This window comes from Paenibacillus filicis (genome assembly GCF_038070315.1).
GTDB classification, from domain to species: domain Bacteria; phylum Bacillota; class Bacilli; order Paenibacillales; family NBRC-103111; genus Paenibacillus_G; species Paenibacillus_G filicis.
This window is the reverse complement of the sequence record NZ_JBBPCC010000012.1, coordinates 134229-160520: the sequence shown is the minus strand read 5'-3', so window position 1 is coordinate 160520 and position 26292 is coordinate 134229. Positions and strand designations below refer to the sequence as shown.

16 protein-coding genes are annotated in these 26292 nt (G+C 55.6%); 13 read left to right on the top strand and 3 right to left on the bottom strand.

What is annotated here, in order from left to right:
- Positions 1-96 precede the first annotated feature (96 nt).
- From WMW72_RS19060 to WMW72_RS19000, 13 genes are all read left to right on the top strand, one after another.
- Positions 97-1860 carry a sensor histidine kinase gene (locus WMW72_RS19060; RefSeq protein WP_341417132.1) on the top strand — a complete coding sequence of 588 codons (1764 nt, stop codon included), beginning with the start codon at positions 97-99 and terminating at the stop codon, positions 1858-1860.
- Positions 1860-3212, top strand: a complete 1353-nt coding sequence (locus WMW72_RS19055; RefSeq protein WP_341417131.1) for an ABC transporter substrate-binding protein — start codon at positions 1860-1862, stop codon at positions 3210-3212. Before WMW72_RS19060 ends, WMW72_RS19055 begins: the two co-directional genes overlap by 1 nt.
- Complete coding sequence (locus tag WMW72_RS19050; protein ID WP_341417130.1) at positions 3209-3994, top strand: response regulator transcription factor; 786 nt, start codon at positions 3209-3211, stop codon at positions 3992-3994. Before WMW72_RS19055 ends, WMW72_RS19050 begins: the two co-directional genes overlap by 4 nt.
- Before the next feature lie 155 nt (positions 3995-4149).
- Complete coding sequence (locus WMW72_RS19045) at positions 4150-5514, top strand: ABC transporter substrate-binding protein (protein WP_341417129.1); 1365 nt, start codon at positions 4150-4152, stop codon at positions 5512-5514.
- A gap of 61 nt (positions 5515-5575) precedes the next feature.
- Positions 5576-6559, top strand: coding sequence for a carbohydrate ABC transporter permease (locus WMW72_RS19040; protein WP_341417128.1), 984 nt, complete (start codon positions 5576-5578; stop codon positions 6557-6559).
- A 1-nt stretch (position 6560) separates the two neighbouring features.
- The gene (locus WMW72_RS19035) at positions 6561-7382 is read left to right on the top strand and encodes a carbohydrate ABC transporter permease (RefSeq protein WP_341417127.1); all 822 of its coding nucleotides are present in this window, start codon (positions 6561-6563) and stop codon (positions 7380-7382) included.
- A 65-nt stretch (positions 7383-7447) separates the two neighbouring features.
- Positions 7448-13120, top strand: coding sequence for a GH92 family glycosyl hydrolase (locus WMW72_RS19030; protein ID WP_341417126.1), 5673 nt, complete (start codon positions 7448-7450; stop codon positions 13118-13120).
- 322 nt (positions 13121-13442) lie between these two features.
- The gene (locus WMW72_RS19025; protein WP_341417125.1) at positions 13443-16226 is read left to right on the top strand and encodes a glycoside hydrolase family 3 N-terminal domain-containing protein; all 2784 of its coding nucleotides are present in this window, start codon (positions 13443-13445) and stop codon (positions 16224-16226) included.
- A 294-nt stretch (positions 16227-16520) separates the two neighbouring features.
- Positions 16521-17564 (top strand): S-layer homology domain-containing protein, encoded by a 1044-nt coding sequence (locus WMW72_RS19020; protein WP_341417124.1) that lies wholly within the window; start codon positions 16521-16523, stop codon positions 17562-17564.
- Positions 17565-17566: 2 nt separating this feature from the next.
- Positions 17567-18760 carry a cohesin domain-containing protein gene (locus WMW72_RS19015; RefSeq protein ID WP_341417123.1) on the top strand — a complete coding sequence of 398 codons (1194 nt, stop codon included), beginning with the start codon at positions 17567-17569 and terminating at the stop codon, positions 18758-18760.
- A gap of 385 nt (positions 18761-19145) precedes the next feature.
- Complete coding sequence (locus tag WMW72_RS19010) at positions 19146-20351, top strand: multidrug effflux MFS transporter (protein ID WP_341417122.1); 1206 nt, start codon at positions 19146-19148, stop codon at positions 20349-20351.
- A gap of 100 nt (positions 20352-20451) precedes the next feature.
- Positions 20452-21948, top strand: a complete 1497-nt coding sequence (locus WMW72_RS19005; protein WP_341417121.1) for an MDR family MFS transporter — start codon at positions 20452-20454, stop codon at positions 21946-21948.
- Between the two features lie 214 nt (positions 21949-22162).
- Positions 22163-24139: an ABC transporter substrate-binding protein gene (locus tag WMW72_RS19000; RefSeq protein ID WP_341417119.1), complete on the top strand. Its 1977-nt coding sequence runs from the start codon at positions 22163-22165 to the stop codon at positions 24137-24139.
- Here the strand turns inward: WMW72_RS19000 and WMW72_RS18995 are convergent.
- The 3 genes from WMW72_RS18995 to WMW72_RS18985 all read right to left on the bottom strand — a co-directional run bounded on the left by WMW72_RS18995 (position 24132) and on the right by WMW72_RS18985 (position 26183).
- On the bottom strand, positions 24132-24653 hold the full coding sequence (locus WMW72_RS18995) for a methylated-DNA--[protein]-cysteine S-methyltransferase (protein WP_341417118.1): 522 nt from the start codon (positions 24651-24653) through the stop codon (positions 24132-24134). The genes WMW72_RS19000 and WMW72_RS18995 overlap by 8 nt on opposite strands.
- Entirely contained in the window at positions 24643-25242 is a 600-nt protein-coding gene (locus WMW72_RS18990; protein WP_341417117.1) for a bifunctional transcriptional activator/DNA repair enzyme AdaA, read from the bottom strand. The genes WMW72_RS18995 and WMW72_RS18990 overlap by 11 nt, the downstream gene beginning before the upstream one ends.
- Positions 25243-25424: 182 nt before the next feature.
- The gene (locus WMW72_RS18985) at positions 25425-26183 is read right to left on the bottom strand and encodes a hypothetical protein (protein WP_341417116.1); all 759 of its coding nucleotides are present in this window, start codon (positions 26181-26183) and stop codon (positions 25425-25427) included.
- Positions 26184-26292: the final 109 nt, after the last annotated feature.

The window sequence follows — 26292 nt, the reverse complement described above, 5'->3', positions numbered from 1 at the left end:
CCGAAGGGCAAACTCGTGTTAATATGATACCGAATGTATCATTCGACAAATAGTTGTAAGCGCATACAATGATGAGGGAGGGTGATCCCCGATCTTATGTTCAAGAAAACCATCTCGATCCGCTCGCTGCTGCTGTCCGTTTTTTTACTGCTGATGATTTTCCCGCTCACGGTAATGATCATTACGTACAAAAAGGAAAATGAAATCTCCCAAAAGCAGGTCAGTCAATATTTGCTGCAAACGGTCGAGCAGACGCAGCGGGCGCTGCACGCCAATTTATCCGAGATTGACCGGTTGACGTGGCCGCTGCTGTATCAGCAGTCGCTGGATTTTCTGGACAGCCCGCTCGAAACCCCGTATCAGTTGTTCCAGGCGAACCAGAAGTTCCGGGATATGGTGTATATGTACCTGTTTCGCGGACGGCTGGACCATATCCGCGATATTTACCTGGTCACGGCGGACCATCAGGTGCTGTCTACGAATACGACATTCTACTCCTTCGATCAGGTGGAGGCGGATCATTTTCGATACATAGTGGATCATATTGAGCGGCAGCCGCTCGGCATGAACTGGTTCAGCGACCGCTGGACGATCTTTCGCTCCGAGGAAGGCTTCGTGACTCCGCTCCATGCTTCCGTCACGGCGGTCCGCAGGCTGAATGACAGCAATACCTCCCAGCTCCGGGGTTATTTATTCGTTCAGCTGAACGACCGGTTTATCAGTGAGAATGTCGGAAGCGTGCGCATCGGGTCCACCGGCTCCTTCATGATCTCCGATGCCTCGGGCGACGTGATCTACCAGCAGGATTCCGAGCTGTTTCAGAACGCCAGCATGGCGGAGGCGATCCGCGGGCTTCCCAAGTCCGGACAGGGCATCCAGGTCGTGGACGGACAGTGGCTGCTCGCTTACAATACTTCACCGACCAGCGGCTGGCAGATGACGGCGGTGGTGCCGCTGAGGGAGCTGCTGGTCCCGAATCAGCGGGTGCTGCAATACTTGATTATTATTGCCGGGCTCGGCACCGCGGTCTTTATCATCGTGTCCGTCTTGCTGGCGACGGCCATCTCCAAGCCGGTCATCCATCTCGCCCGGCTGATGACTACGACTTCGATCGACAATCTGCATATGCGGGAAAATGTCGGCCCGATCCGGGAGATCAGCATCCTGCAGCGGAATTTCAACCGCTTGCGGGAGCGGATTCAGCAGCTGCTGCATGATAACGAGCAGCAGCAGAAGGAGAAACGGGAGGCGCTGATGCAGGTCATGCAGATGCAAATTCAGCCCCATTTTCTGTACAATACGCTGGATACGATTTACTGGATGTCCAAGGAGTACGAAGCGGATTCGATCAGCAAGCTGGTCACGGCGCTGGGGAGGTTTTTCCGGTTTACCCTGCATTCCGGCCAGGAATGGACAAGCATGAAGCAGGAGCTGGATCATGTGGAAAATTACTTGCGGATTCAATCGTTCCGGTACAAGGATAAGCTGGAATACGAGATCGAGGTCGAGCCGTCGCTGACGCATGTTTGGGTGATGCCTCTGATCCTGCAGCCGCTCGTGGAGAACGCGCTGGAGCACGGGATCGCCAAGATGTCCAAGGGAGGCAAGGTGTCCATCACAGTCACCCGCGAAGGAGAGCGCGTGCGGCTCTCCGTGTTCAACACAGGCAGCGGGATCGATATCGAACGGGCCAAGAAGCTGCTCCAGAGCTCTGAGGCGGGCCAGCATGTCGGGATGCGGAATGTCGACCAGCGGATCAAGCTGGCGTTCGGTCCCGAGTATGGCATCGTGTTCTCCCCGGCGCAGGAGGAGGGGGCGCTGGTGTTCGTCTACATCCCTTACCGAACGGAGGTCGCCTGATGAATCATTTCAAGCTGAGCACCCTGGTGGCCGTATCCTTCTCCCTCCTCGTGCTGTGGGCCTTGACCGGCTTCGTGCTGCTGAACCGGGATATGATGGATACGAACGACTCCCCCAAGTCCGCCGATCCGATCCGCGTGCTCATCCGCACGGGCACAGAGTCTGCCGCCTTGCGCCAGATTGCCCAGCCCTTCCAGCAGGCTACAGGGATCAAGGTGGAGTTCATCGAGGTGGGGCGAGACAGTTACTTTACGGCTGTGGGCACCCAGCTGTTTGCCGGGTCCAATACGTTCGACATCGTCCTGATGCCGAGCACCTCCATCGCCCAATTCGCCTCTGCGAAGGCGATTATTCCGCTCGACCGCTTCATGGCGGGCAGCGACCCAGCTGCACAAGAGAAGTTTGACCTGGACGACTTTCTATCGGTGTACAGGTATGACGGATCGATCTACGCGCTGCCGACCGATATCAGCACGCACTTCCTGTATTACCGCAGCGATCTGATCCCGAACCCGCCGGAGACCTGGGAGGAGCTGTATGAGGTTGCGCAGCAATTCTCCGCCAGTCTTCATCCCGAATCGCCGACCCGCTGGGGATTGGCGATGCCGGCTGTCGTGCCGGAGGAACGGGAGAAAATATTCGACTCCATCCTGTGGTCCTTCGGCGGGGACCTTATCGGGGATGACGGCAGCGTCTTGTTCGATACGAGGGAGTCGATTCAAAGCGGCGAATATCTGGAGAAATTGGTGCGGAGCCGGATCGTCCCCAGCGACTTGATCTCCTGGGATTTTTCCCGGACGCGCGAGGGCCTGCTGAACGGCGATATTGCGATGGCGGCTCCTTATTGGAACTCCGCTTATCCGATGATCACGCAGAGCAGCTCGCCGCTCAAGGATAAGATCCGCATCGCCCTAATCCCGGGCATCCGGGACGGAGGCGGGCAGGTGCGCCGGGTTCCCTTCCAGCACGGGTGGACGCTCGCGATTAACGCCAGCTCATCCAAGCAGGTGAACGCGTGGAAGTTCCTCGAGTTCGCCACCGGCAAGCAGGGAGGGATGATCTATGCCCGGAACGGCGGCGTTCCTGCGAGACGCTCCATTCTAAGCGATCCCGTCTTCCGCGATAGCAGGCCGGATTTTGCGCTGATTCTGGAGAGCATGAAGATGGCGAAGAGCGAGCCTTCGCTCATCTATTACCCGGCGATGGTCCAGGTGCAGGAGGATGCGCTCGCCAAGATCCTGACGCTGTTTGCCAGTCCGTCGGAGGCTTTCCAGACCGCAGCGATCGAATTACGCAATCTGTCTGCGCATATTTCTATTAGAAGTTCCAAACGAATGGGGGAAATTCCATGAAGACATCGGGCTGTCGTGCCGTCATCATCGATGACGAAGCCTGGATTCGCGATGGGCTGAGCAAGCATATCGGCTGGGAGCGTCTTGGGATTGAGCTGGTTCAGATTTTCGAGGACGGGATGGACGCCATCGCGTATATCCGGGAGCATCCCGTGGATATTCTGCTATCGGACATCCGCATGCCGAATATGACAGGTCTGGAGCTCGTAGCGGCCATCCGGGAATTGGCCAAGGAGCATAGGTCCCTCTCCCGGGTGCGGGTGATCTTCCTGAGCGGATTCGGCGACTTCAAGTATGTGCAGGAGGCGCTTCGTCTGGGTGCCGTCGATTATCTGCTCAAGCCGACCGATGTGGAGGAGATTGAGGCCTCTCTCGCCAAAGCGAAGGCGCTCAGAGACAGCAGGGACCAGCCTGGCCCGGCTGATGACGAGGACCGCATGGACCCGGCGGAGGAACCGGCTTCCTACCTGATCAAGAAGGCGCTTGGCGTCATCGGCTCGCGGTTTACGGAAAATCTCCAGCTCTCCGGCATTGCGGACGAATTGAGCGTGACCCCGAATTACCTGAGCCGCTTGTTCCGGCAGGAAACGGGCAAGTCCTTCAGCGACTATCTCTCCGATCTGCGGGTGGAGCGGGCGGCCGAGCTGCTGAAGTCCAGCACGCTGAAAATTTACCAGATCGGCGATGCCGTAGGCTATCCGAATCCCCGGTACTTCAGCGAATGGTTCCAGAAGCAGACAGGGATGTCCCCCGGGGATTACCGCAAGCGCCATGCGATCTAGATGTGATCTAGGCGCGGGCGGGCGAAGTCTCTCTCTTCGGAGGATGGATAGAAAAACAGAATAAAGGATAGGTTTACCTCGTTATCCTGACTTTCCCTTTTCGTTACAATACAAAGTGTAAAGCGATTTCACGCATGAGCGAAAGGGGAAGTTATGTGAAACGTAAATTAGGTGTTATCGTATCCAGTTTAACTTTGACCAGTATGGTCTTGTCGGCTTGCAGCGGCTCGACGCCGACCCAGGCACCTGCCGAGACGAAAACTCCGGCCACTCAGAACACGCCAGCTCCGGCGGACACGACAAAGCCGGCCGACACACCCAAACCGGCTGCAACCGGAGGCAAGGTGGAGATCTTCAGCTGGTGGACGGGAGCCGGTGAGGAGGCTGGACTGCAGGGGCTTATCAAGTTGTTCAAGGAGAAGCATCCCGGCATTGAGCTTATCAATGCGGCGGTCGCCGGTGGAGCGGGAACGAACGCCAAGGCTGTGCTGGCCAGCCGGATGCAGGGCGGAGATCCGCCATCCGCATTCCAGGTCCATGGCGGCGCCGAGCTGAATACGGGATGGGTAGCCGCAGGCAAGGTCAGCCCGCTCAATGATCTGTATGACCAGGAAGGGTGGAAGAGCAAATTCCCCAAAGACCTGATCGACATGGTCAGCAAGGATGGCAGCATTTACTCCGTTCCGGTCAATATCCACCGGGGGAATGTCATTTTCTACAACAAGAAAATTCTGGACAGCAATGGTTTGAAAGCGCCTACAACATTCGATGAGTTTTTCGCGACGGCGGACGCGCTGAAGGCCAAGGGCATTACGCCTCTGGCGCTCGGCGACAAGGAGCCGTGGACGGCTACGATGCTGTTCGAGAATATCCTGCTTGGCAAGCTGGGCCCGGATAATTACAACAAGCTGTGGACCGGCGAGATCGCCTTTGACGATCCGAAGGTCAAGGAATCTCTCGAAGCGTTCAAGAAGATGCTCACGTACATCAACAAGGATCATGCTGCGCGCAACTGGCAGGATGCCGCCCAACTGGTAGCAAAGGGTGAAGCGGCGATGAACGTGATGGGCGACTGGGCGAAGGGCTACTTCACGACGGACCTGAATCTCAAGCCTAATGAAGACTTCGGCTGGATCACAACGCCGGATACGAGCGGGGATTTCATGGTCATTACCGACACGTTCGCACTGCCGAAGGATTCCAAGGATCAGGCGAGTGCCAAGGAGTGGCTGAAGGTTCTTGGCTCGGCTGAGGGCCAGGACGTATTCAACCCGCTGAAGGGCTCCATCCCGGCACGCATCGACGCGGATATCTCCAAGTATGACGTCTACGGCAAATCCACGATTGAAGACTTCAAGAAGAGCAAGCTGACGCCATCTCTCGCGCACGGCTCGGCAGCTATCGAGGGCTTCGCGACGCAAGCTAACCAGATCATCAACATCTTCGTCACGCAGGGCAACGTGGATCAGGCGCTGAAGACGCTCAAGCAGGCGGCTGAAGCGAACGGCATCAAAAAATAATACAGAGGGGTCAGATGAGAGAGACTCGGCATCTGACCCTATTTTTCAGGAGTGTGAGGATATGAGTGCTACCCGTACAACCGGAGAACCCCGGACCCCATCTGGGCTCGCGGTTCCCGCAAGGCGCAGCGTGTGGCAATCGGAGAGATGGATTCCCATACTGATGCTGCTTCCGTCTCTGGTATTAATCGGTGTGTTTGTCTACGCCTTCATTGTCTGGACCGGATTCGTTTCCTTGACCGGCTGGAAGACGATGGTCAAGGACCTGAGCTTCGTCGGCCTCGCCAACTACGAGCTGCTGTTCCAGGACTTCCGCTTTCAATCCGATATGCGCAATACGCTGATGTTTACCGTGATCTTCATCATCATGACGATGATCATCGGTATGTTTCTCGCGCTGATGGTGGACCGCAAGGTGCGGGGCGAGACGTTTTTCCGCAACGTGTTTCTTTTCCCGATGGCCTTGTCCTTTATTGTGACCGGGGTCGTCTGGCAGTGGATTCTGAATCCGGCGACAGGGGTCAACCTGATCCTGAAGTCGCTAGGCCTGGAGCATGTGCCCGATTGGTATGTGAGCACGACTATCGTGCCCAGTATTCCGATGGGACAAATTGAGTTCGGGCTTCCGCTTGCGATCATAGCTGTGGCGATCGCTGCCGTCTGGCAGATGTCCGGATTCGCGATGGCGATGTACCTGGCCGGGCTGCGCAGCATCTCCGACGATCTGCGGGAAGCGGCACGCGTCGACGGAGCGAATGAATGGCAGCTCGTCAGCAAGGTCATCATCCCGCAGCTGAAGCCGATCTCCATGAGCCTGATCATCATCCTGGCGCATATCTCGCTGAAGATCTTCGATCTGATCTATGCGATGACCGGACCGGGTGCGATGTTCGTGACCGATGTTCCTGGCGTGTACATGTTCGAGACGACGTTCCGGGGCAATAATTACGCCCAGGGTGCCAGCATCTCGATCATTATGCTGCTGCTTGTCTCCCTGTTTATCGTACCGTATCTGGCCACCAGCATGCGAAAGGAGAAGAAGTGACATGACCTTACGGCGCTTCAACCGCTCGCTGCTGTATGCTCTGCTGATCGTGCTGGCTGTGGCTTATCTCGTGCCCGTCTACGTGCTGCTGATCACCAGCGTCAAAAGTCTGAGCGAAGTGACCTTGGACAATATGTGGGCGCTGCCCGGACAGATCGATGTGTCGGGGTACAAGGAAGCGTTCCGGAAGCTGATTCCGAACCTGACCAACAGCTTTCTGCTCGCTGTGCCTGCTACGCTCTTGTCCGCGCTGCTAGGCTCCATCAATGGCTACATATTAGCCAAATGGCCGTTCAGAGGCTCTCAGGTGCTGTTCACCTTCATGCTGTTCGGGATGTTCATCCCGTATCAGAGTATTCTGATTCCGCTGATTCAATTTCTGCAATCGGTTCAATTGTATAACTCGATTCCCGGTCTGATTCTGGTGCATGTCGCCTATGGGCTGCCGATCTGCACGCTGATGTTCCGCAACTTCTATGTGGGCGTGCCGACGGAGGTGCTGGAAGCGGCGAAGATTGACGGTAACGGCTTCTTCGGGATTTATCGTTATGTCATTCTCCCGTTGTCCGTCACAGGCTTCGTGGTCGTGGCGATCTGGCAGTTCACCAGCGTCTGGAACGAATTTCTGTTCGCTGTGACGCTGACGACCCAGAAGCAGCAGCCGATCATGGTCGCTCTGCAGAACCTGTCCGGGAGCCAGATCGTGCAGTGGAACGTGCAGATGGCAGGGGCCTTGCTCGCTGCGCTGCCCACTTTGTTGATTTACATGCTGCTCAGCCGGTTTTTCATCCGCGGATTATTGGCGGGATCGATCAAAGGCTAGGCCAGAGCGTGCATGATTGCATATGTAAGCTATTCCAGTAAATCCAAATTTGGAGGAATGCTGAAGTGAAAAGCAGATTGGCTGTCAAAACGATGTCCATGTTATCCTGCTCCACGCTGCTCGCGGGCCTGCTGTATGTGCCTGGAGCGCAATCGGCTTTGCCGGATACGCCTCTCCCCTTGTCGACCAGCTTCTTCACCTCGTTCGAGGCTGGAGAAGCGCCGCCGACTTGGGTCAATACGACGGAGACGGACAAGTCAGGCAAGAAGATGACATCAGGGGTGGATGGCAACACCCCTTTTGCGGGCATTCCCGGCAACGTGTCGGGAAGCGTGGTTCAGGTGACCGCCCGGGGAGAGAATGCTCCTAACGAAATTGCGACCATGCTGACCGACTTGAATGCGAATACCAAGTGGCTCGATTTCAGCAGCAAGAGCTGGGCACAATTCAAGTTCGACAAGCCTAGAGTGATCGTCAAGTATGCGCTGACCTCCGCAGACGACGAACCGGGCAGAGATCCGAAAAACTGGACGCTGCAGGGCTCGAATAACGGTACCGACTGGACGGTACTGGACACAAGAACGAATCAGTCCTTCTCCAACCGCTTTATTACCAATGTGTATGACTTTGCGAATACGACCGCTTATCTCTATTATAAGCTCGACATTACACTCAACAACGGCGCAAGCATCATTCAGCTCGCAGAGGTTCAGTTGTCCGATGGCATCGAGCTGCCGCCACCTCCCCCGGCCGATATGAAATCCGATATTTCGAGCGGTCCTTCCGGGCTGTATACGGCCAAAAACGGAGTGGGCTGGAGCGGACTGAAGGCGATGACGATCGCAGGAACGAATCTATCCAGCGGTAGGACTTATTCGTACAACAAAATTTACGAGGTGGACATCGACGTCACGCCTCAGACCGAGCTTTCCTATTATCTGGCTCCGCAGTTTATGAGCACGAAGCAGACCGATTATACGAGCACCTATACGGCCGTCGATCTAGCCTTCTCCGACGGTACGTACCTGCATGAGCTGGGTGCAACTGATCAATACGGCTACAAGGTGGATGCCGTCTCCCAGGGAGAATCCAAGGTGTTGTACAACAACCAGTGGAACTTCGTTAAATCCAAGATCGGCGAGAAGGCGGCAGGCAAGAAAATCAAGCGTATTCTGCTCGCCTACGACAATCCGTCAGCCGAAGCGGGTACGTCCTTCAAGGCCACCGTGGACGATATTAAGATCGACGGCAATCCGGCTCAGCCTGTCTATGCCAGATTATCGGATTACGTGAATACGCTGCGGGGCACGCATTCGAACGGTGGGTTCTCCCGGGGCAATACCTTCCCTGCCGTAGCTGTGCCGCATGGCTTTAACTTCTGGACGCCGATGACCGACGCAGGCTCCGGTTCCTGGGTGTATACGTACAACGAGCGGAATACGGCCAATAACCTGCCGGTGATTCAGGCCTTCTCGCTCAATCATGAGCCGAGCCCATGGATGGGAGACCGCCAGACGTTCCAGGTGATGCCTTCCGGCGCCACGGGAGTGCCGAGCGCGAACCGCACAGAGCGCCAGCTGGAATTCAACCATGCCAATGAAATTGCCAAGGCGCATTATTATGGAGTCACCTTCGAGAATGGGATGAAGACAGAAATGACGCCGACGGACCATGCCGCCGTGTTCCGCTTTACCTTTACCGGCGACGAGTCCAATCTGATTTTCGACAACCAGAATAACAACGGGGGCATCACGCTGAACGCCGATGGCTCGATCCAGGGCTATTCCGATCAGCGCAGCGGAAACTCCGCCGGAGCTGCCCGCATGTTCTTCTACGCGACCTTCGACAAGCAGGTGAAGGCGAGCGGGACGCCGTCCAAGCTGGGCGGAGGCGCCAACGTCTCGCGTTATTACAAGTTCGATACGACGGCCGATAAAGTCGTAACAATGAAGATCGCCACTTCGCTGATCGGCGTGGAACAGGCGAAGAAGAACCTGGAGATGGAGGTTCCGGCCTCCGAGACGTTCAATTCCATCAAGGAAAAGGCACAGACGAAGTGGGATCAACTGCTGGGTACGATCCAGGTGGAAGGCGCAACCGAGGATCAGCTGATCAGCCTGTACTCCAACATGTACCGTCTGTACCTATACCCGAACTCGGCCTTCGAGAATACAGGCACGACGCAAGCCCCGGTCTACAAGCATGCTGACCAGACTCCGCTGACGACCTGCTCAAACAGCACGCCTACCCAGGCCTGCGCCAAGATTCTGGACGGCAAATCCTATGTCAACAACGGCTTCTGGGACACCTACCGGACGACTTGGCCTGCCTATAGCCTCTTTACACCCAAGATGGCCGGGGAACTGGTCGACGGCTTCGTCCAGCAGTACAAGGACGGAGGCTGGATCTCCCGCTGGTCCTCGCCGGGCTACTCGAACATCATGGTCGGAACGAGTGCCAACGTCGCCTTTGCCGATGCCTATCTGAAGGGCGTCACGAACTTCGACGTTCAGAGCTTCTATCAGTCCGCGATCAAGGATGCATCCGTCAATCCGCCCAATGCGAATGTAGGCCGCAAAGGCATGCACACGGCTGTCTTCAAGGGGTACACCAGCTACAGTGACGTTGGTGAAGCGTTGTCGTGGGCGATGGACGGCTACATCAATGATTTCGGCATCGCCAATCTTGCCAAGGCGCTGGCGGCCAATACAGACAGCAGCGACCCTTATCACGCCTACTACGCATCGGATTACGACTACTATATCAATCGTGCGAGAAACTACGTGAACATGTTCAACCCGAATATCGGCTTCTTCAACGGCCGTGACGCTAACGGGGCATGGCGCAATACGCCGGCCAACTTCAATCCGCTGGCCTGGGGCGGCGGCTCTGGCGATTATACGGAGACCAACGCGTGGAATATGGCGTTCCACGTTCCGCAGGACGGCCAAGGGCTAGCCAATCTGTATGGCGGCAAAGAAAAGCTGGCTCAGAAGCTCGATGAGTTCTTCAGCACGCCGGAGGATGCCCAGCATCCAGGGACGTACGGCGGCCTGATTCATGAGATGCGGGAAGCGCGCGACGTGAGAATGGGCAACTACGGCCACAGCAACCAGCCGTCGCATCATATCATCTACATGTACAATTACACCGGTCAGCCGTCGAAGACACAGGCGCTGACGCGCGAAGTATTAAACCGTCTCTATGTCGGTAATGCGATTGGCCAGGGCTATGCCGGAGATGAGGATAATGGCGAGCTGTCCGCCTGGTACATCTTCAGCGCGCTGGGCTTCTATCCGCTGCAGATGGGCAGTCCGGAGTATGCGATCGGAGCTCCGCTGTTCAAGAAGGCGACGATCAACCTGGAGAACGGCAAGAAGCTGGTCATCAACGCGCCGAATAACAGCATGAACAATAAGTACGTGCAAGGGCTGAAGGTTAACGGTGCGGATTATACGAAGACGTCCATCAGCCATGCTACGCTTGCTGACGGAGCGGTTCTGGACTTCGATATGGGAGCAGCGCCATCCGCTTGGGGAACCGGCAGCGACGATGCGCCGGACTCGATCACGAAGGGCCATGAGATCCCTAGACCCTATCAGGATAAAACCGACCGGCTGATCGGTCAGGGTGCAGGGAAAGTCACAGACAGTGCAGGTACGTCTGCGAATGTGTTGAACAATCTGTTCGACAACACTTCGGGTACGAACGCAAGCATCAGCAGCAATGCCCCTTGGATTCAGTACGATTTCACCAAGGGCAAGGAAAAGGTCTACATGTACACGCTGACCTCGTCAACGAACAACTCCAATACCGACCCGGCGAGTTGGACGCTGAAGGGCTCCAATGATGGGAAGAATTGGACGCTGCTCGATACGAGGACGGACGAGAAATTCCCGTGGCGTCAACAGACGCGTGCCTTCCCGATCAGCAGCGAGGCGGAGTATGCCAGTTATCGGCTCGAGATTACGGCCAATGGCGGAGGGGCCACCACGTCGCTGGCTGAGATTGAATTCCTTGGATCGGTGCTCAGCGACGAGGATTCGGTAGCGAAAGCCGTCGCAGCTCTGGATCTGGGCGACACGAAGCAGGTGACCGTGGCCGTGAACTTGCCGACAGCCGGCACGCAAGGAACGACCACGACATGGGTCAGCTCGGACCCTGCCGTTCTGAGCCATGCCGGGAAAGTAGTCTCCCGTCCGGGCCTCGGCCAGTCGGATAAGACGGTTACGCTGACGGCTACCGTGCAGAAAGGAACGGTATCCCAAAGCAAGGTTTTCACAGTCATCGTCAAGGCAATTAGCAAGACGGAGCCGCCGTATGAAGCAGGAACGGACTTCTCGAACGGATTTGAACCGGCTGATCGTGCTCCGACGTGGAGCAACTCTCCGATCGCTGCTAAGAATGTAGGCGAATTCTGCTGCGGCATCGGCGGGATGGAGTCCAAGATCGGCATGGTCGATCTCGACAAGACCAACGCTTTGCTGTACTCCGGCAATGCTTTGGAGGCTTCCGAGAACTATACGTACAGCCAGCTGTTCGACGTTTCCTTTGATGTTAAGCCATCGACCGTGTTGTCGTACCGCATCCTGCCGGAAGGACCGGATGCGCAGACGAGCACGTCCACGATCCGCAAGACGAGCGCTTATGTGGCGATCGATCTGCTGTTCACCGACGGCACGTACCTGCATGACTTGAAAGCGAAGGATCAGAACGGCATTGTCTTGAATCCGCTGGCCCAAGGTCAGGGCGGCAAGCTGAAGCTGGACGCCTGGAATACGGTGACCGCTGATATCGGAGCGGTTGCAGCCGGGAAGATTGTCGATAAAGTGCTGATTTCGTTCAACGCGACGGGTCAAACGGGCTTCTTCCGCGGATATGTGGACGATATTCTGATCAAGCATGAGAAGAGTGCTCCACAGGCGCCTAGCGCTTCCCTGAGCGGCGTGACGCAAGTGACGCCAGGGCAAACCTTCGGGTTGGCCTACTCGCTGAGCAGCGTTACCCAGTCGACGTATGCCCAGGATATTACGGTGACCTACGATCCGCAGAAGGTGGAGTACGTCAAGGCGGAGTCGCTGGATGAGCATTTCCTGATCGTGAAGGAAGCACAGGAGCCGGGTCAGGTCCGTCTGATCACGGCACAGGTAGGCGGCAGCGTCTCGGATGTAGACCTGATGAAGCTTACCTTCAAGGCCAGGGAGATTACGCAATCGTCGTCCGTTACCATAGCGTTGTCCAAGGTGACAGCAGCTGACGGCAGCGGAGTGGAATCGGAGATTCAGGGTCATGCTCATGAAGTGCTGATCAAGACAGCAGACCTCTCGGTGCTGAAGGCGCTGATTGCCGATGTACAAAGCAAGCATGATGCCGCTGTCGAAGGAACCCGCGAAGGCCAGTATCCGGCAGGCTCCAAAGCAGCGCTGCAAGCGGCCATTCACCAGGCATCTGCAGTAGCTGCCAACTCCGGGGCGACACAAGCGGAAGTCGATCAAGCGGTCAGAACGCTGAATGCGGCTCTGCAAGTCTTCCTGTCTTCCGTCAATACCGCCAAGCCTGGTGATGTTAACGGAGACGGCAGATTCAGCATCGGCGACCTGGCGATCGTGGCGGCCTACTATGGCAAGACTTCTGCCGACAGCAACTGGCAGCAGTATAAAGTCGCAGACATCAATGGCGACGGTGTCGTGGACCTGGCGGACCTGGCGGCAGTAGCCCAAAGAATTCTGGAATTCTAAAGTTTACGGAGGGAGAGGAAGATCGTCCGTCTTCTTCTCTCCCTACCAAAAAGCAGGAGTTGCATCCTAGCGAAACAGTAGAATATTCATACAAAATATGAGAAAATTGAATGTTCATCCAGGCAATTATCGAAGATAATAGGGGTTGTAAACGCTTTATTCAATAGTCATGCGATAAATGATACAAAATGTATCATTTATCGCATGAGGGAGGTGAAGGTCGAGAGAGTCTGGATGTGATGCAAGGCAGCAGAATGGCACCAAACGCACCAAATTCACCAAATGCAAGGCCAATAACCATTGGGAGGATTTGAAACAAAAGATGAAGAAACTAACTTCTTATCTTGCCTCTGTGCTGATGCTGTCCTTATTGCCCTTCAATGTGGTCAATGTGGCGGCAGCTGACGATGTTCCCATCTACAAAAATCCGAATGCCCCTGTCGAGCAGCGGGTACAGGATTTGCTGGGCAAGCTGACGCTCGATGAAAAAATCGGTCAGATGGTTCAAGCCGAGCGGGTTTCCCTGGCGGCTAATGATGTCAAAACTTACGCCTTGGGCTCGGTATTAAGCGGAGGCGGCTCAGTTCCGGCAGGAAACACAGCAGCAGCCTGGAAGTCCATGGTCGATAATTTTCAAAATCAGGCTCTGGCTACCCGGCTCGGTATTCCGATCATCTACGGCGTGGATGCCGTACACGGTCACAATAACTTGAAGGATGCGACCATATTCCCGCATAACGTAGGGCTCGGGGCTGCCAACGATGCGGATCTGGTGAAAAGAATCGGAAGCGCGACGGCAGCGGAAGTGCGTGCGACGGGTGTTCACTGGACCTTTGCGCCTGTTATCTCTGCCGTTCAAAATATACGCTGGGGTCGTACGTACGAGGGCTTCAGTGAGGACCCGCAGATCGTATCCAAGCTCGGCGTAGCCGCCGTGCACGGTTTGCAGGGCGATCTCGGTACTCCCGGATTTCTGAAGGGCAATAAGATCGCCGCCAACATCAAACACTACATCGGAGACGGATTGACCGACAACGGGATCAACGAAGGCAACATCACGATTCCTGTGCCTGCAGGCAAAACGTTGAACCAAGCCAAGGATGAGTTCCTGGCGCCTCATCTGGCCTATTACAAAAAAGCGGTCGACGAGGGCGCGCGTACCGTTATGATCACCTACAGCGGCATCAACGGGGTGAAGACGCATGCGGACACTTACCTGATAACGGACGTATTGAAAGGCCGTTTTGGCTTTACTGGCTTTGTGGTTTCCGACTACAACGCCATCCAGCGCATCGTCATAGACGATCAAGGCAACAATATCAGCGGTGCTGCCAATTACAAGAAGCAAATCAAAGCCAGCGTCAATGCAGGCGTCGACTTGTTCATGCTGTCGGACAAAGGCAACACGACGAGCAGCAACGGTGCAGGCAACGGCTGGATCGGGTTCATCAACAACCTGAAGTCGCTGGTCCAATCCGGTGAAGTAACCAACGCTCGGATCGACGATGCGGTTACTCGGATTCTGCGGGTCAAGTTTGAAAACGGATTGTTCGAACAGCCTTTATCCGACAGCGTTACGAATCCCGACAGCGTGATCTACAACCAAGAACATGCAGCACTTGCCCGGGAAGCTGCCAGAAAATCGCTCGTTCTGCTTAAAAACAACAACGTCTTGCCTCTGAAGAAGGACGGTTCCCAGAAGATTGTCGTGATCGGTGATAAAGCCAATCAAATCGGCTATCAGCTCGGCGGCTGGACGATCTCCTGGCAGGGCGGAGCCAACCCGAATACGAAGGGTACGCACATCCTGAACGGCATCAAGCAGGTAGCCGGTCCGAACGTGACGGTAGACTGGAATCAAACCGGAGCCAGCGGAATCGCAGGTCACGATATTGCGATCGCAGTCATCGGTGAAGATCCTTATGCCGAAGGCAATGGCGACCGTCAAGGCAACAACCTGACCTACGGAACCGGTGGCGGAGCTTCCAGCGACGCTAGCATCGTAGCGAACCTGAAAGCAGCCAAGGAAGCTAACCCGAACCTGAAAGTGGTCATCATCCTCGTGTCCGGCCGTCCGCTGGTTATCACCAACGACCTGCCTAACTGGGATGCCGTCGTAGAAGCATGGCTTCCTGGGTCGGAAGGCGCAGGCGTAGCCGATGTCGTATTCGGCGACTACGACTTCCAGGGCAAGCTGCCTTACACATGGCCTCGCACGTTTGAAGAAATCAATGCCAAGGATAAGAGCAATCCATTGTTCCCGCTGGGCTATGGCTTGACTTATGCCGATACGAAATCCGGAGCGGTACTGTCCGGAGCCAAAGACGTCACGCCGGGCCAAGAGTTCGATCTGACGTACAAGATCAATAACGTGAGCGGGCAAACGTATGCACAAGATGTTACGGTAAGCTACAATCCTGAGCACCTGGACTATGTATCCGCCACCCCGGCTAAGTCCGGCTCCCAGATCGTAGACAAGAAAGAATCGAACGGCAAGGTCCGCTTCATCCTGGCTAACGTCGGCACGAACCATGACACGAGCGGAGACTGGCTGACGCTGAAATTCCGCGCCAAGTCGGCTCAATCGGTCAATACGGCCGTGCAGGTATCGGGTGTCCTGATCGCTGACGCCAAGGGTGTAGAAACCGAGCTGAGCGGAGCTTCTCACAGTATCCACATCCAAGCCGTTGACAAGACAGCTCTGAGCAGCCTGATCGCCAGCGCGCAAGGCAAGTACGATGCAGCTGTAGAAGGAACCCGTCCGGGTCAATATCCGGCAGCAGCCAAGGCTGCTCTGCAGACAGCGATTAACGCTGCCAAGACGGTGCTGAATAATACGGCGGCTACACAAGCTGAGGTTGAGAAGGCGGTTACGGATCTGAATCAGGCCGTACAAACCTTCACGTCCTCCGTCAATCCATCTGTACCTGGCGACACGTCTGGTGACGGCAACGTCAGCATCGGCGATCTCGGTATCGTAGCGGCTGCTTATGGTAAAACATCGGCCGATCCGGATTGGGATAAATACAAAATTGCCGACGTGAACAACGACGGCAAAGTAGACATTTTGGACTTGGCTATTGTAGCAAATGCAATCTTGAAATAAAATGGAAAATAAGGGGAAGAGCAGCCTGCTCCAGACAGGCTGCTCTTCCCTACAAACTATTATTTTCTGGAAAATGAAAACGTTTTAGTGACATATTCGAAAAATCTGATACAATATGTATCGTGGACATAAATTTTTTAAGCAGGCTATTCTGGGGGAATCTACTGTCCATCGCAGTGATGCCCGTGAACTAGGAGGTGCGTACACAATCGGAGGAGTTATGAATCCGATTTCATCCGGATACAGAATGGATCGGATAAGATCCTAACTTGATCGAGAAAGGGAGAATTCCGAGTGAAACGAACATACTTAACATTTTGCTTGACGCTGGTGCTACTGCTATCCTCGTGGTCCACCATTCTGGCGGCAGGCGACCCTGTGTTTACGCTGACGATGAATGAACCGGAGAAGCCTGGCGGCGAGATTTCGGTTACGGTCAAGGGCGAGCAGGCTGACGATATCTATGCGTATGAAGTCAATGTGGAATTTGACAGCAAGCGATTGAAATTTAAGGGAGCCAAGGCAGAGCAGGGAAGCGGCTTCTCCATTAGCCCGATCGTCAAGGGAAACAAAGTACAGTTTGCACATACCAAAGTAGGCAAGGTAGCGGGTGACAGCGGAAATGTGACCCTATGTACCCTCACGTTTGAGCCGATTGAATCGGGGGAAGCCCCGATCAGTCTCAAGGACGTGAAGCTCGTCAACAGCAAGCTGGTTGCATCGACTCAGAGCAACTCGTCGGTCGTGCTCGCTCTCGTGGACAAGGTGCCTGCGGGGAAAGAAGTGAGCTTCACGGACATCCAGGGGCATTGGGCTAAGGACGTGATTGTAGAGTCGGTGAAGCGGGGCTTCGTGGACGGCTATCCGGACCAAACCTTCCGTCCCGATTACGACGTTTCTCGTTCCGAATTCGTCGCTATGCTGATACGGGCGATGAAAATCCAACCGGCGGCGGGCAATAGCCTTTCGTTTGCCGATGCGGACAGCATCCCCGATTGGGCGGGACCTTTTATCGGGGAAGCGGTTAAGTTAGGCATTGTCTCAGGCTACGAGGATAACTCGTTCCGGTCCTCCAATCCGATTACCCGTTCCGAGCTCGCGGTCATGATCGCCAAGGCATTCGGCATGAAGGTCGATGAAGGCGCCCAGTCCGCCTTTGCCGATGCAGACGATATTCCAGATTGGGCCGTTCCGTACGTGACGGCCGCTGCAGATGCATCCCTGATCCAGGGCAGAGGGGAGAACCTGTTTGCCCCTAATGATAAGGCTACCCGGGCAGAGGCAGTGAATCTGATCCTGTCTGTGCTCCGGAGTAAAAGTCCGCAAGGAGCTGAGTGAGTATGAAGAAGTTTGGTTTACTAGTGGTTGCCGTATTTTTGCTGCTGCTGCTCAATGTGATTCCCGGTGCCAAGCCGGCGCAAGCCGCCAGCGCGTCCTCGCTTGATGTCAGCGTCGTCCTTCATGTTGGGGATTCGATTAACTTGTCAGCCGGGTATCCCCACGTGAGCTGGAAGGTGACAGATTGGAACGGAGGCGCTACGGATAAAGCGTCCGTGACTTCCGAAGGCGTCGTGACAGCCAAGAAGCCGGGCAAGGTAAAGGTGACGGCCTCGGCTACAGACGGCACGAATTACACCGGTGAAATTCTGATTACGATTTTGGGGGATGAAGGGAAGCCCTCTGCTGTGTTGAACGGAACCGTTACCGTGACCGGCGGGGAAGCCTTCGACCTGATCTATGGCCTCAGAAGTGTAGCGGAAGGCATCTATGCACAGGATATTAATCTGACTTACGATGTCTCCAAGCTGGAGTTCGATTCCGCCACCTCGCTGAAGGAAAATGCCATTTCTATTGTCAATATTACGAATCAGCAGGGCAAGCTCCGTATTCTGGCGGCATCCCTCGGCCAATCGAATGGCAATGCGGCCAGCGGCGATCTGATCAAGCTGCACTGGAAAGTCAAATCGGACGCACAGCCCGGCACGGCAGATGTTGCGCTGGCTAGCGTAGTGGTGTCCGACGGCCAAGGGGTCGAGACCACCTTGAACTCCGAGACGAACAGCCATATCGTGATTAAGCCGGCATCCGTGAACAAGCAGGAGCTGCTGGACCTGATCACTCAGGCTACAGAGAAGCATGACCAGGCTGTGGAAGGCACCCTTCCGGGACAGTACAAGGAAGGCTCCAAGGCAGCCTTGAAGACCGCCATTGCCGCTGCGAAGTCCGTTGCGGACAATGCGTCCAGCACCCAGCAGGCGGTGGACCAAGCCGTGACGGCGCTGAAGACGGCTCTGCAGACGTTCTCCGATGCGGTGAACCCGAGCAATCCCGTCACTCCGGGTGATCTGAACGGAGACGGCAAGGTCACCATCGGCGATATCGCGGTGATCGCCGCGGCCTATGGCAAATCCAAAACAGATCCCGACTGGGAGCTGTACAAGAAGGCCGACATCAACGGCGATGGCATCGTCGACATCGCAGATTTGGCCGCGGTGGCCGCTATCCTGCTGCAGGATCCGGTAACCGCTCCTTAAATTCTCACCCGTCCGCATAGCGGAAATGAAGAGACTGTCTCCCTTATTAACTAAGGGCAGGCAGTCTTTTTTGCTTGTACTTACAAGTTGAGGAATGTCAGCTGCGGATCGGAATACAGGAATACTGGAAAGGAAACCCTCTTTTAAATATTTAGTTAATATCTAAATAATAGCTATGCATATTCAAATAATGCTGGTAGGATAAATGTTATGCTCCCGTTCTAACTATGACAGATTCTGTCCACTTCGTAGGTTATCCTGGTGAAGGTATGCGTAGACGATATCTGACCAGGAAGAGAGGTGGGGAAGAGCTCGAAGAAACGGTGCGGCAGCTTGAGATGGGGCTTCCATCTATAGAGAAAAGGGATAGGAGAAATAAGGAACGATGAATAGTGGAACAATAAGCCGCCACCGGCTTCGGTTTGCGTTATTGCTGGGGGCCTTTTCGGCCTTGGGCCCCTTCACGATCGATATGTACCTGCCGTCATTTCCGGAGATTGCCGCGCAATTCGGCACGGAGGCCTCGATGGTTCAGCTCAGCCTGACGGCATCTCTGCTGGGTCTCGGCGTAGGGCAGCTCGTCATGGGAGCCTGGAGCGATGTGATGGGAAGACGCAAGCCGCTCCTGCTTGCCATGATCTTGTACGCGGTAGCCTCGCTGGTTTGTGCCATCGCACCCAGTATCGGTTTTTTCATAGCCGTACGCTTTATTCAGGGCTTCGCGGCTGCAGCTGGTATCGTCATCTCGCGGGCGATCGTCCGTGATGTGTACAGTGGGCATGAGCTTACCAAGTTTTTCTCCCTGCTGATGCTGGTGAGCAACGTCGCTCCGCTGGTTGCCCCGGTAGCGGGCAGCGGAGTCATTTCCTTCACAGCCTGGAACGGCGTGTTTGTCGCTCTGGGGCTAATCGGTATTTTCCTGGTCATCATGACGACGTGGAGGCTGGAGGAAACCTTGCCTGTAGAGAAGCGGGTTTCGAGCAACATCATGGAGCTGCTCCGGAATTTCAAGTCCTTGCTGCAGGACCGGCAGTTCGCCGGGTATGCGCTGGCTCAAGGCATTATGATCGCAGGAGTTTTCGCTTATGTATCCGGAACGCCGTTCATTTATCAGAAGATCTATGGCGCGTCGCCGCAATTATTCGCCGTGCTGTTCGGCTCCAACGGAATCAGCCTGATTATCGGCTCCCAGGTCGTGGGACGGCTGGCCCATGTGATTTCCGAACGGAGGTTTCTGCTGATCGGACTGCTGCTGTCCGTCGTGACCAGCATCGCCGTGCTGCTCGTCGTGCTGTTCCAAGGACCTTTGTTCGCTCTGGTCATTCCGCTGTTCTTCTTCGTGGCCTCCATCGGCATGACTGCTACGGCGTCGTTCTCGCTGGCGATGGAGACGCAGGACCGGATGGCGGGCAGCGCCGCCGCCTTGCTCGGCTTGATTCCGTTCCTGCTGGGCGCCGTTGTTTCGCCACTGGTCGGAATAGCCGGCGAACAGACGGCCGTGCCGCTTGGCATCATCATCCTGGCGACCAGTCTGCTGGCGCTGCTGTCTTTCCTGGGCCTCGCCAGACAGCCTCGCAAGCAAGCAGCATAACTAAGCTCACAACCAAGGGTAACATCGCAATCGATAAGAAACCCCTCTAGACACCGTATGATAAAATAGATAGGCAATAGAGGATAGGAGGAGATAGATAGTGGGAAATCAAGCACAACAGGAGGCGTCCGAGCATGTAGGGACCTTCGGGAGCAAAGCCAATCTGCTCGTCATCATGGTGATGATTCTCGGAGTATTCGTCGCGATTCTCAATGAGACGCTTCTGAATGTGGCTTTGTCCAAAATCATGGGGGACATCGGAATCCAGCCGAGTACGGCCCAATGGCTGACGACCGGGTATTTGCTGGTCATCGGCGTTCTGATTCCGGTAACAGCCTTTCTGATCCAGCGCTTCACGACAAGAAGCTTGTTCCTGACAGCCATGGGACTGTTCTTCGTCGGCACCTGTATCGCCGCAGTGGCGCCGGGCTTCACGATGCTGCTGCTTGGACGGGTGCTCCAGGCAGGAGGAACGGGGCTGCTGTTCCCGCTGCTGACGAATGTCGTCTTCTCGCTCGTGCCGATGGCCAAGCGCGGCTCGGCGATGGGTACGATCGGGATTGTCATCACGTTTGCGCCTGCAATCGGACCTACGCTGTCGGGTATCATCGTGGAGCATTACAGCTGGCGCGTGCTGTTCTACAGCGTGTTGCCGGTCGCGCTCCTTGTCATTCTCTTCGCCTACTTTAAGTTGAAAAATGTCACGGAGACGACGAAGCCTAAGATCGATACGCTGTCTTTGCTGTTGTCCACGCTAGGCTTCGGCGGCATCGTGTACGGTTTTAGTAGCGCAGGAGAGGGCCATGGCGGCTGGGCGAGCAGCTCGGTGCTGATCCCTATGGCGGTAGGTATCGTCGCGCTCTTGCTCTTCACCTGGCGACAGCTTACGATCGAGCAGCCTCTACTGAACCTGAGAGTGTTCACCTACCGGATCTTCCGGGTATCGACCGTGATCATGATGATCGTCATGATGGCTATGTTCTCGGCGATGATGCTGCTGCCGATCTTCCTGCAGAACGCGCTTGGCTACAGCCCGCTTGAAGCCGGTCTGGTCATGCTGCCGGGCGGTATTCTGATGGGCATCATGTCCCCGATTACGGGACGGCTGTTCGATAAGTTCGGAGCCAGATGGCTGGCGATCATCGGTCTGGCGCTGATTGCCAACACGCTGTGGCAGTTCGCCTACATCACGATGTCCACCTCATACGGGGTTATCATGGTCCTGAACACCCTGCTGATGCTGGGCATCTCCATGCTGATGATGCCGGTAATGACCAATGCGCTCAACGAACTGCCTCCGATGCTGTATGCGCACGGAACAGCGGTCATCAGTACGCTGCAGCAGGTGGCGGGAGCCGTCGGTACGGCGCTGCTCGTCACGATCATGACCAACGGCACCGCTAAGTATATGGCGAGTGCAGGGAACAGCACGGCACCTGAGGTCAAAGTATTGGCCCTGATTGCCGGCATGAAAAGCGCGTTTCTGCTGGCTTTCGCTCTCGTTGTCGCGGGCTTCCTAATCTCGTTCTTCGTGAAGCGGGCGGTACCGCCGAAAGGAGAACCTGACATGGAGGGGCAACGCGCCCCGGTGCATTAAGAACCGGTCCGGACGGAGATTCCGTCCAGCGCGGAAGTACAAGGCAAATAACCAGGCTTCAGGGAGAGAGTCCGTCAGTTGGATTCCCTCTCTGAAGCCGTTTTTGCGTCTGCATCGGTTTCAAAATTCGTGAGATGAGGATTGAAACTGAGAATGATTATCATCTATAATGAATAGGAAGCCTGTCCGATCAGGCTTAGAGGAGATTGAAGCCATGAAGCTAAGTGACCATATCTTGATTTGGAATCATGCCGCTGTCACGGTACTGGATGTACGCCATGTGATCCTGGAGCCCGGGGATTCCTTGCGCGCGTACCGGCTGCCGGCCAGCGCGTTTGTGTACACAGTCAGAGGCCGTGCGCAGGTGAGTCTGGATGGAACGAAGCATGCGACGGAGCGCTTCCATGTTCTGCACGGGGGGAAAGGGGTGCAGCTGGATATTACGGCGGAGGAATGGCTGGAATATTATCTGATCCTGTACAAAGCGGTGCTGACGTTGCCGGCTCGCCAAGAACTGGTGAGGCTGATGGAGGCGGGCAGTCCTTTCCAGAGTCAGTACGGGTTCAGCCCGCTGTATCCGGTCGCCCTATACGAGCTGGCGGGTCGGATGAGCGGGGAGTGGGAGCGCCCGGATGCGCTGCAGAAGCTGCATGTGAAGACGTTATTTTACCAGTTTGTGCATGAGGTGCTGGGGCATCTTCACAGGCAAGGAACCGCTGTCCTGAGGCCCGATCCGGTAGCACAGGCCGTGAGGTATATTCACGATCACTTCAGGACGCCGGTCACCCTGGAGGCGCTGGCTGACATACTCGATTGCAACTCCAGACAGCTGCTCCGGATGTTCAAGAGCCGGATGAAGACAAGTCCGATCGATTATCTCATCCGTGTTCGGATGGACAAAGCCAAGGAGTTGCTGCTTGGAACGGATTTAACGCTCAAAGAAATTGCCGAGCATGTCGGATATCCGGACAGCTACTATTTCAGCCGGATGTTTAAAAAATATGAAGGTGTTTCGCCCAGGAGCTTTGCAGCGCATGTCCCTGCATGGCCTAGAAGTCGAAATAATCCATCCCTGATGTCGGGATCTCCCATTGTTTCAATCAAGCCGAGCGGCTATAGTGATTTTGATAATCATTATCAAGACAACAGAGAGGGAGATTTATCCATGATGTACAAGGATTCCAGAACTTCCATGGCGGGGGCGCTCATACTTTGCTTACTATTGCTGCTAAGTGCTTGCTCGACTGCAGCACCCACAAGCACGACCGGGGCGAAAACTCCAAGCGGGGGGACGAGTACGACGGCACCGGCCGCGACTTCGGCCACGGAAGCCAAAGCCGTACAGACACCGCGAGTGATCAAGCATGCGATGGGGGAGGTCACACTTACAGGTACGCCTGAGCGTGTCGTGATCCTGACCAACGAAGGAACAGAGGCACTGCTTACCGTTGGCATCAAGCCGATCGGTGCCGTCAAATCGTGGTTAGGCGATCCCTGGTATGATCATATTAAAGACAGCATGCAGGGTGTAACGGTCGTCGGGGATGAGCTGCAGCCGAACCTGGAGCTGATCGCAAGCCTCAAGCCGGACTTGATAATCGGAAATAAGGTGCGTCAGGAGAAGATCTACGAGCAATTGAAGCAAATTGCTCCAACGGTATTCGCCGCGGACCTGGTCGGGGATTGGAAAATCAACTTCAAGCTCTATGCGGAAGCCTTGAATAAGATGACGGAAGGCGAGAAAGCGATGGCGGACTTCGACAAGCGCGTCGCGGAAGCCAAAGCCAAGCTCGGCGATAAAGTCAAGACCCAGGTTTCCGTCGCACGCTTCTCCGCTACCCAGGTACGGATCTATCAGAAGCAAACGTTCTCGGGCGTCCTGCTGGATCAACTCGGCATTGCCCGCCCGGCCTCCCAGGACAAGGACTCCTTCATGGAAGTGCTGTCGAAGGAGAAGATTCCTAGCCTGGACGGGGATGTCCTGTTCTACTTCGTCACAGAAGCAGCCGGTAAGACCGATGCGGCCAAAGTGGTCGAGGAGTGGAAGAACGATCCGCTGTTCAAAAACTTGAACGTAGCCAAAACCAATAAAGTCATCCAGGTCGACGAAGGCATCTGGAATTCTGCCGGCGGCTATAAAGCAGCCAACCTGCTCCTGAATGAAATCATGGCCTATTTTAACGTCAAGTAAGCTGTTCCAGGTCCAGCAGTCCAGTCTTCATATCCATCCCGCCCCGGTAACCGGTGAGAGCGCCGCTCTTGCCGATGACGCGGTGACAGGGCACAGCGATCAGGACAGGATTGGCGCCGATCGCGGCGCCGACGGCACGGACGGCAGCAGGCCGCTGGATGCGCTCGGCGATGTCTGAATAAGACACCGTCTTGCCGTAGGGGATCTCCCGCAGCGCCTGCCATACGGCCATCTGGAAGGGAGTCCCCCGGTAATCCAGCGGCAAGTCCAGGCTCTGCCGCTTGCCCTGTAAATATTCGGCGAGCTGATCCGCATAGGCCTGCAGATAGGCGTCGTCACGGACGAGAGAGCTGCCGGGCAGACGGCGGGCGTTCGCCCATTGAGCCAACTCGTCGAATGCTTGCTGCTGCGAGCCGATAAAGCAAAGTCCTTGCGAAGTAGCCGCAAGATGCAGGCTCCAGTCTTCATGCGTGAGCACGGTCCAGCGGATTAGAGTCTGATTATTAGTTTCCATCTATATGTTCCTCCCCGGTCATCCGGTTGTGTAGTTGACGATAGCCGGCCGGCGTATGGCCGGTTTTTTTCTTGAATAGGGTGATGAAATAAGGCGTGTTGGCAAGGCCTACAGATTGCCCGATCTCGGCGATGCTCTGATCCGACCCGGTCAGCCGTTCCTTCGCCTGCTCGATACGTTTCTGCTGAATATAGTCCACCGGCGTTTTTCCGGTTATCTTGTGGAACACGCGGTGCAGATGATACGGACTGCCATGTCCGATCTCGGCAAGCACGCCCAGCGTCAGTGCCTCCATATAATGCTTGTCGATATAATCTGTAATCAGGCCGATCCACTCCTCGTCAGGCAGGCGCAGGCCGGTTGGCTTGCAGCGTTTGCAAGGGCGAAATCCGGCTTCCATCGCCTGCTCTACTGTGCGGAATACGCAGCTATTCTCCAGCTTGGGCGGCCTGGACTTGCATGACGGCCGGCAGAAGATGCGGGTCGTTCGCACGGCGTACCAGAATTTCCCGTCATAAGCAGGGTCGTTGTTGCGTATCGCCTGCCAAGCCTCGTCCGTCATCGCTTCCGGTCCGGTTCTCAGGGCCATCGGGATCACCTCCGCATTTAGTATAACCTGTACAGGGAACATCTGTCCCCGCTGCAGAGTGGGAAAGCAAGATAGCGAAATTCGCTTGGGGCTCCTGCCGAGACACGGCCACCCCCCATCCGTAACCGAAGAGGCCTCCAGAACCGCAATGGCTGCGGGCTGGAGGCCTTGTTGCTTTAGAGCTAGGCGGTTGGGGATGATTTTTGCATCTTAGCCGGATTGTTGATCTTATAGGGAACCGGATGCTTGGAGAGCTTCTTGGCGACCAGCTTGCCTTCGAAGGTCAAGTGATCCCCGACCTCCAGCTCGAGCTTTTTCAGGGTCGCGCTATGGCTCGACCAGGCCTCACCGAGTTCAAGGGCCGGCTCGGTAATGGCAACGGACTCATAGATGATGACCTCGTCGTCATTGTCGGAGAAGTGATTCGGTACGGTAGCGAATGCTTTGACGATAGCAGTCAGGCCAACCTTCTCCACAGGCAGTTCCAGCTTCGGCGCTTTTTCCTTCTTGGCTTTCGCTTTCGGCTTCTCCGCTGTCTCTTCCGACTGGTCTGCCGGTCCGCCGTCCTCGGCCTGTGGCCGATTCTTGCTCTTGGCAGCCGGAACGGCCTCCGCTTCGTCTGGCTCAGCGCTCTTGCCCTCCGCCAGCTCGTCCGCTTCGGCGGCAATCCGCTGGGTGAAGCCGGAGGCTTGCATTTCCTTCAGATAGGAGGGATGGATGCAGTGCCGCTGCTGATCCTCGAATTCGATAACGGCCGTGATGGAATCAACCAGGCCGACGATGCTGCAAGTCATGCTGGCTCCTTGTTTCTTATACAGGAAGGTTTTCGTCTTGGTGGCTTTCTCCGTCAGCAGCCCCCAACGCTTGCATTGCTCGATGAGCGCGGCCTCGTCCTCGAAGGGCTGGTAGGTCAAGGGCTCTATCACAAAAGCAGGTACCATAAATAGCCGCCTTTCTTCTCAGCTTCGTTCTATACGTTTATTGTATCATGTTTTTCTCCATGTTGCCTTGTCATCCAATTCCGGTATGCCGATGCGAAGATACGTCAAC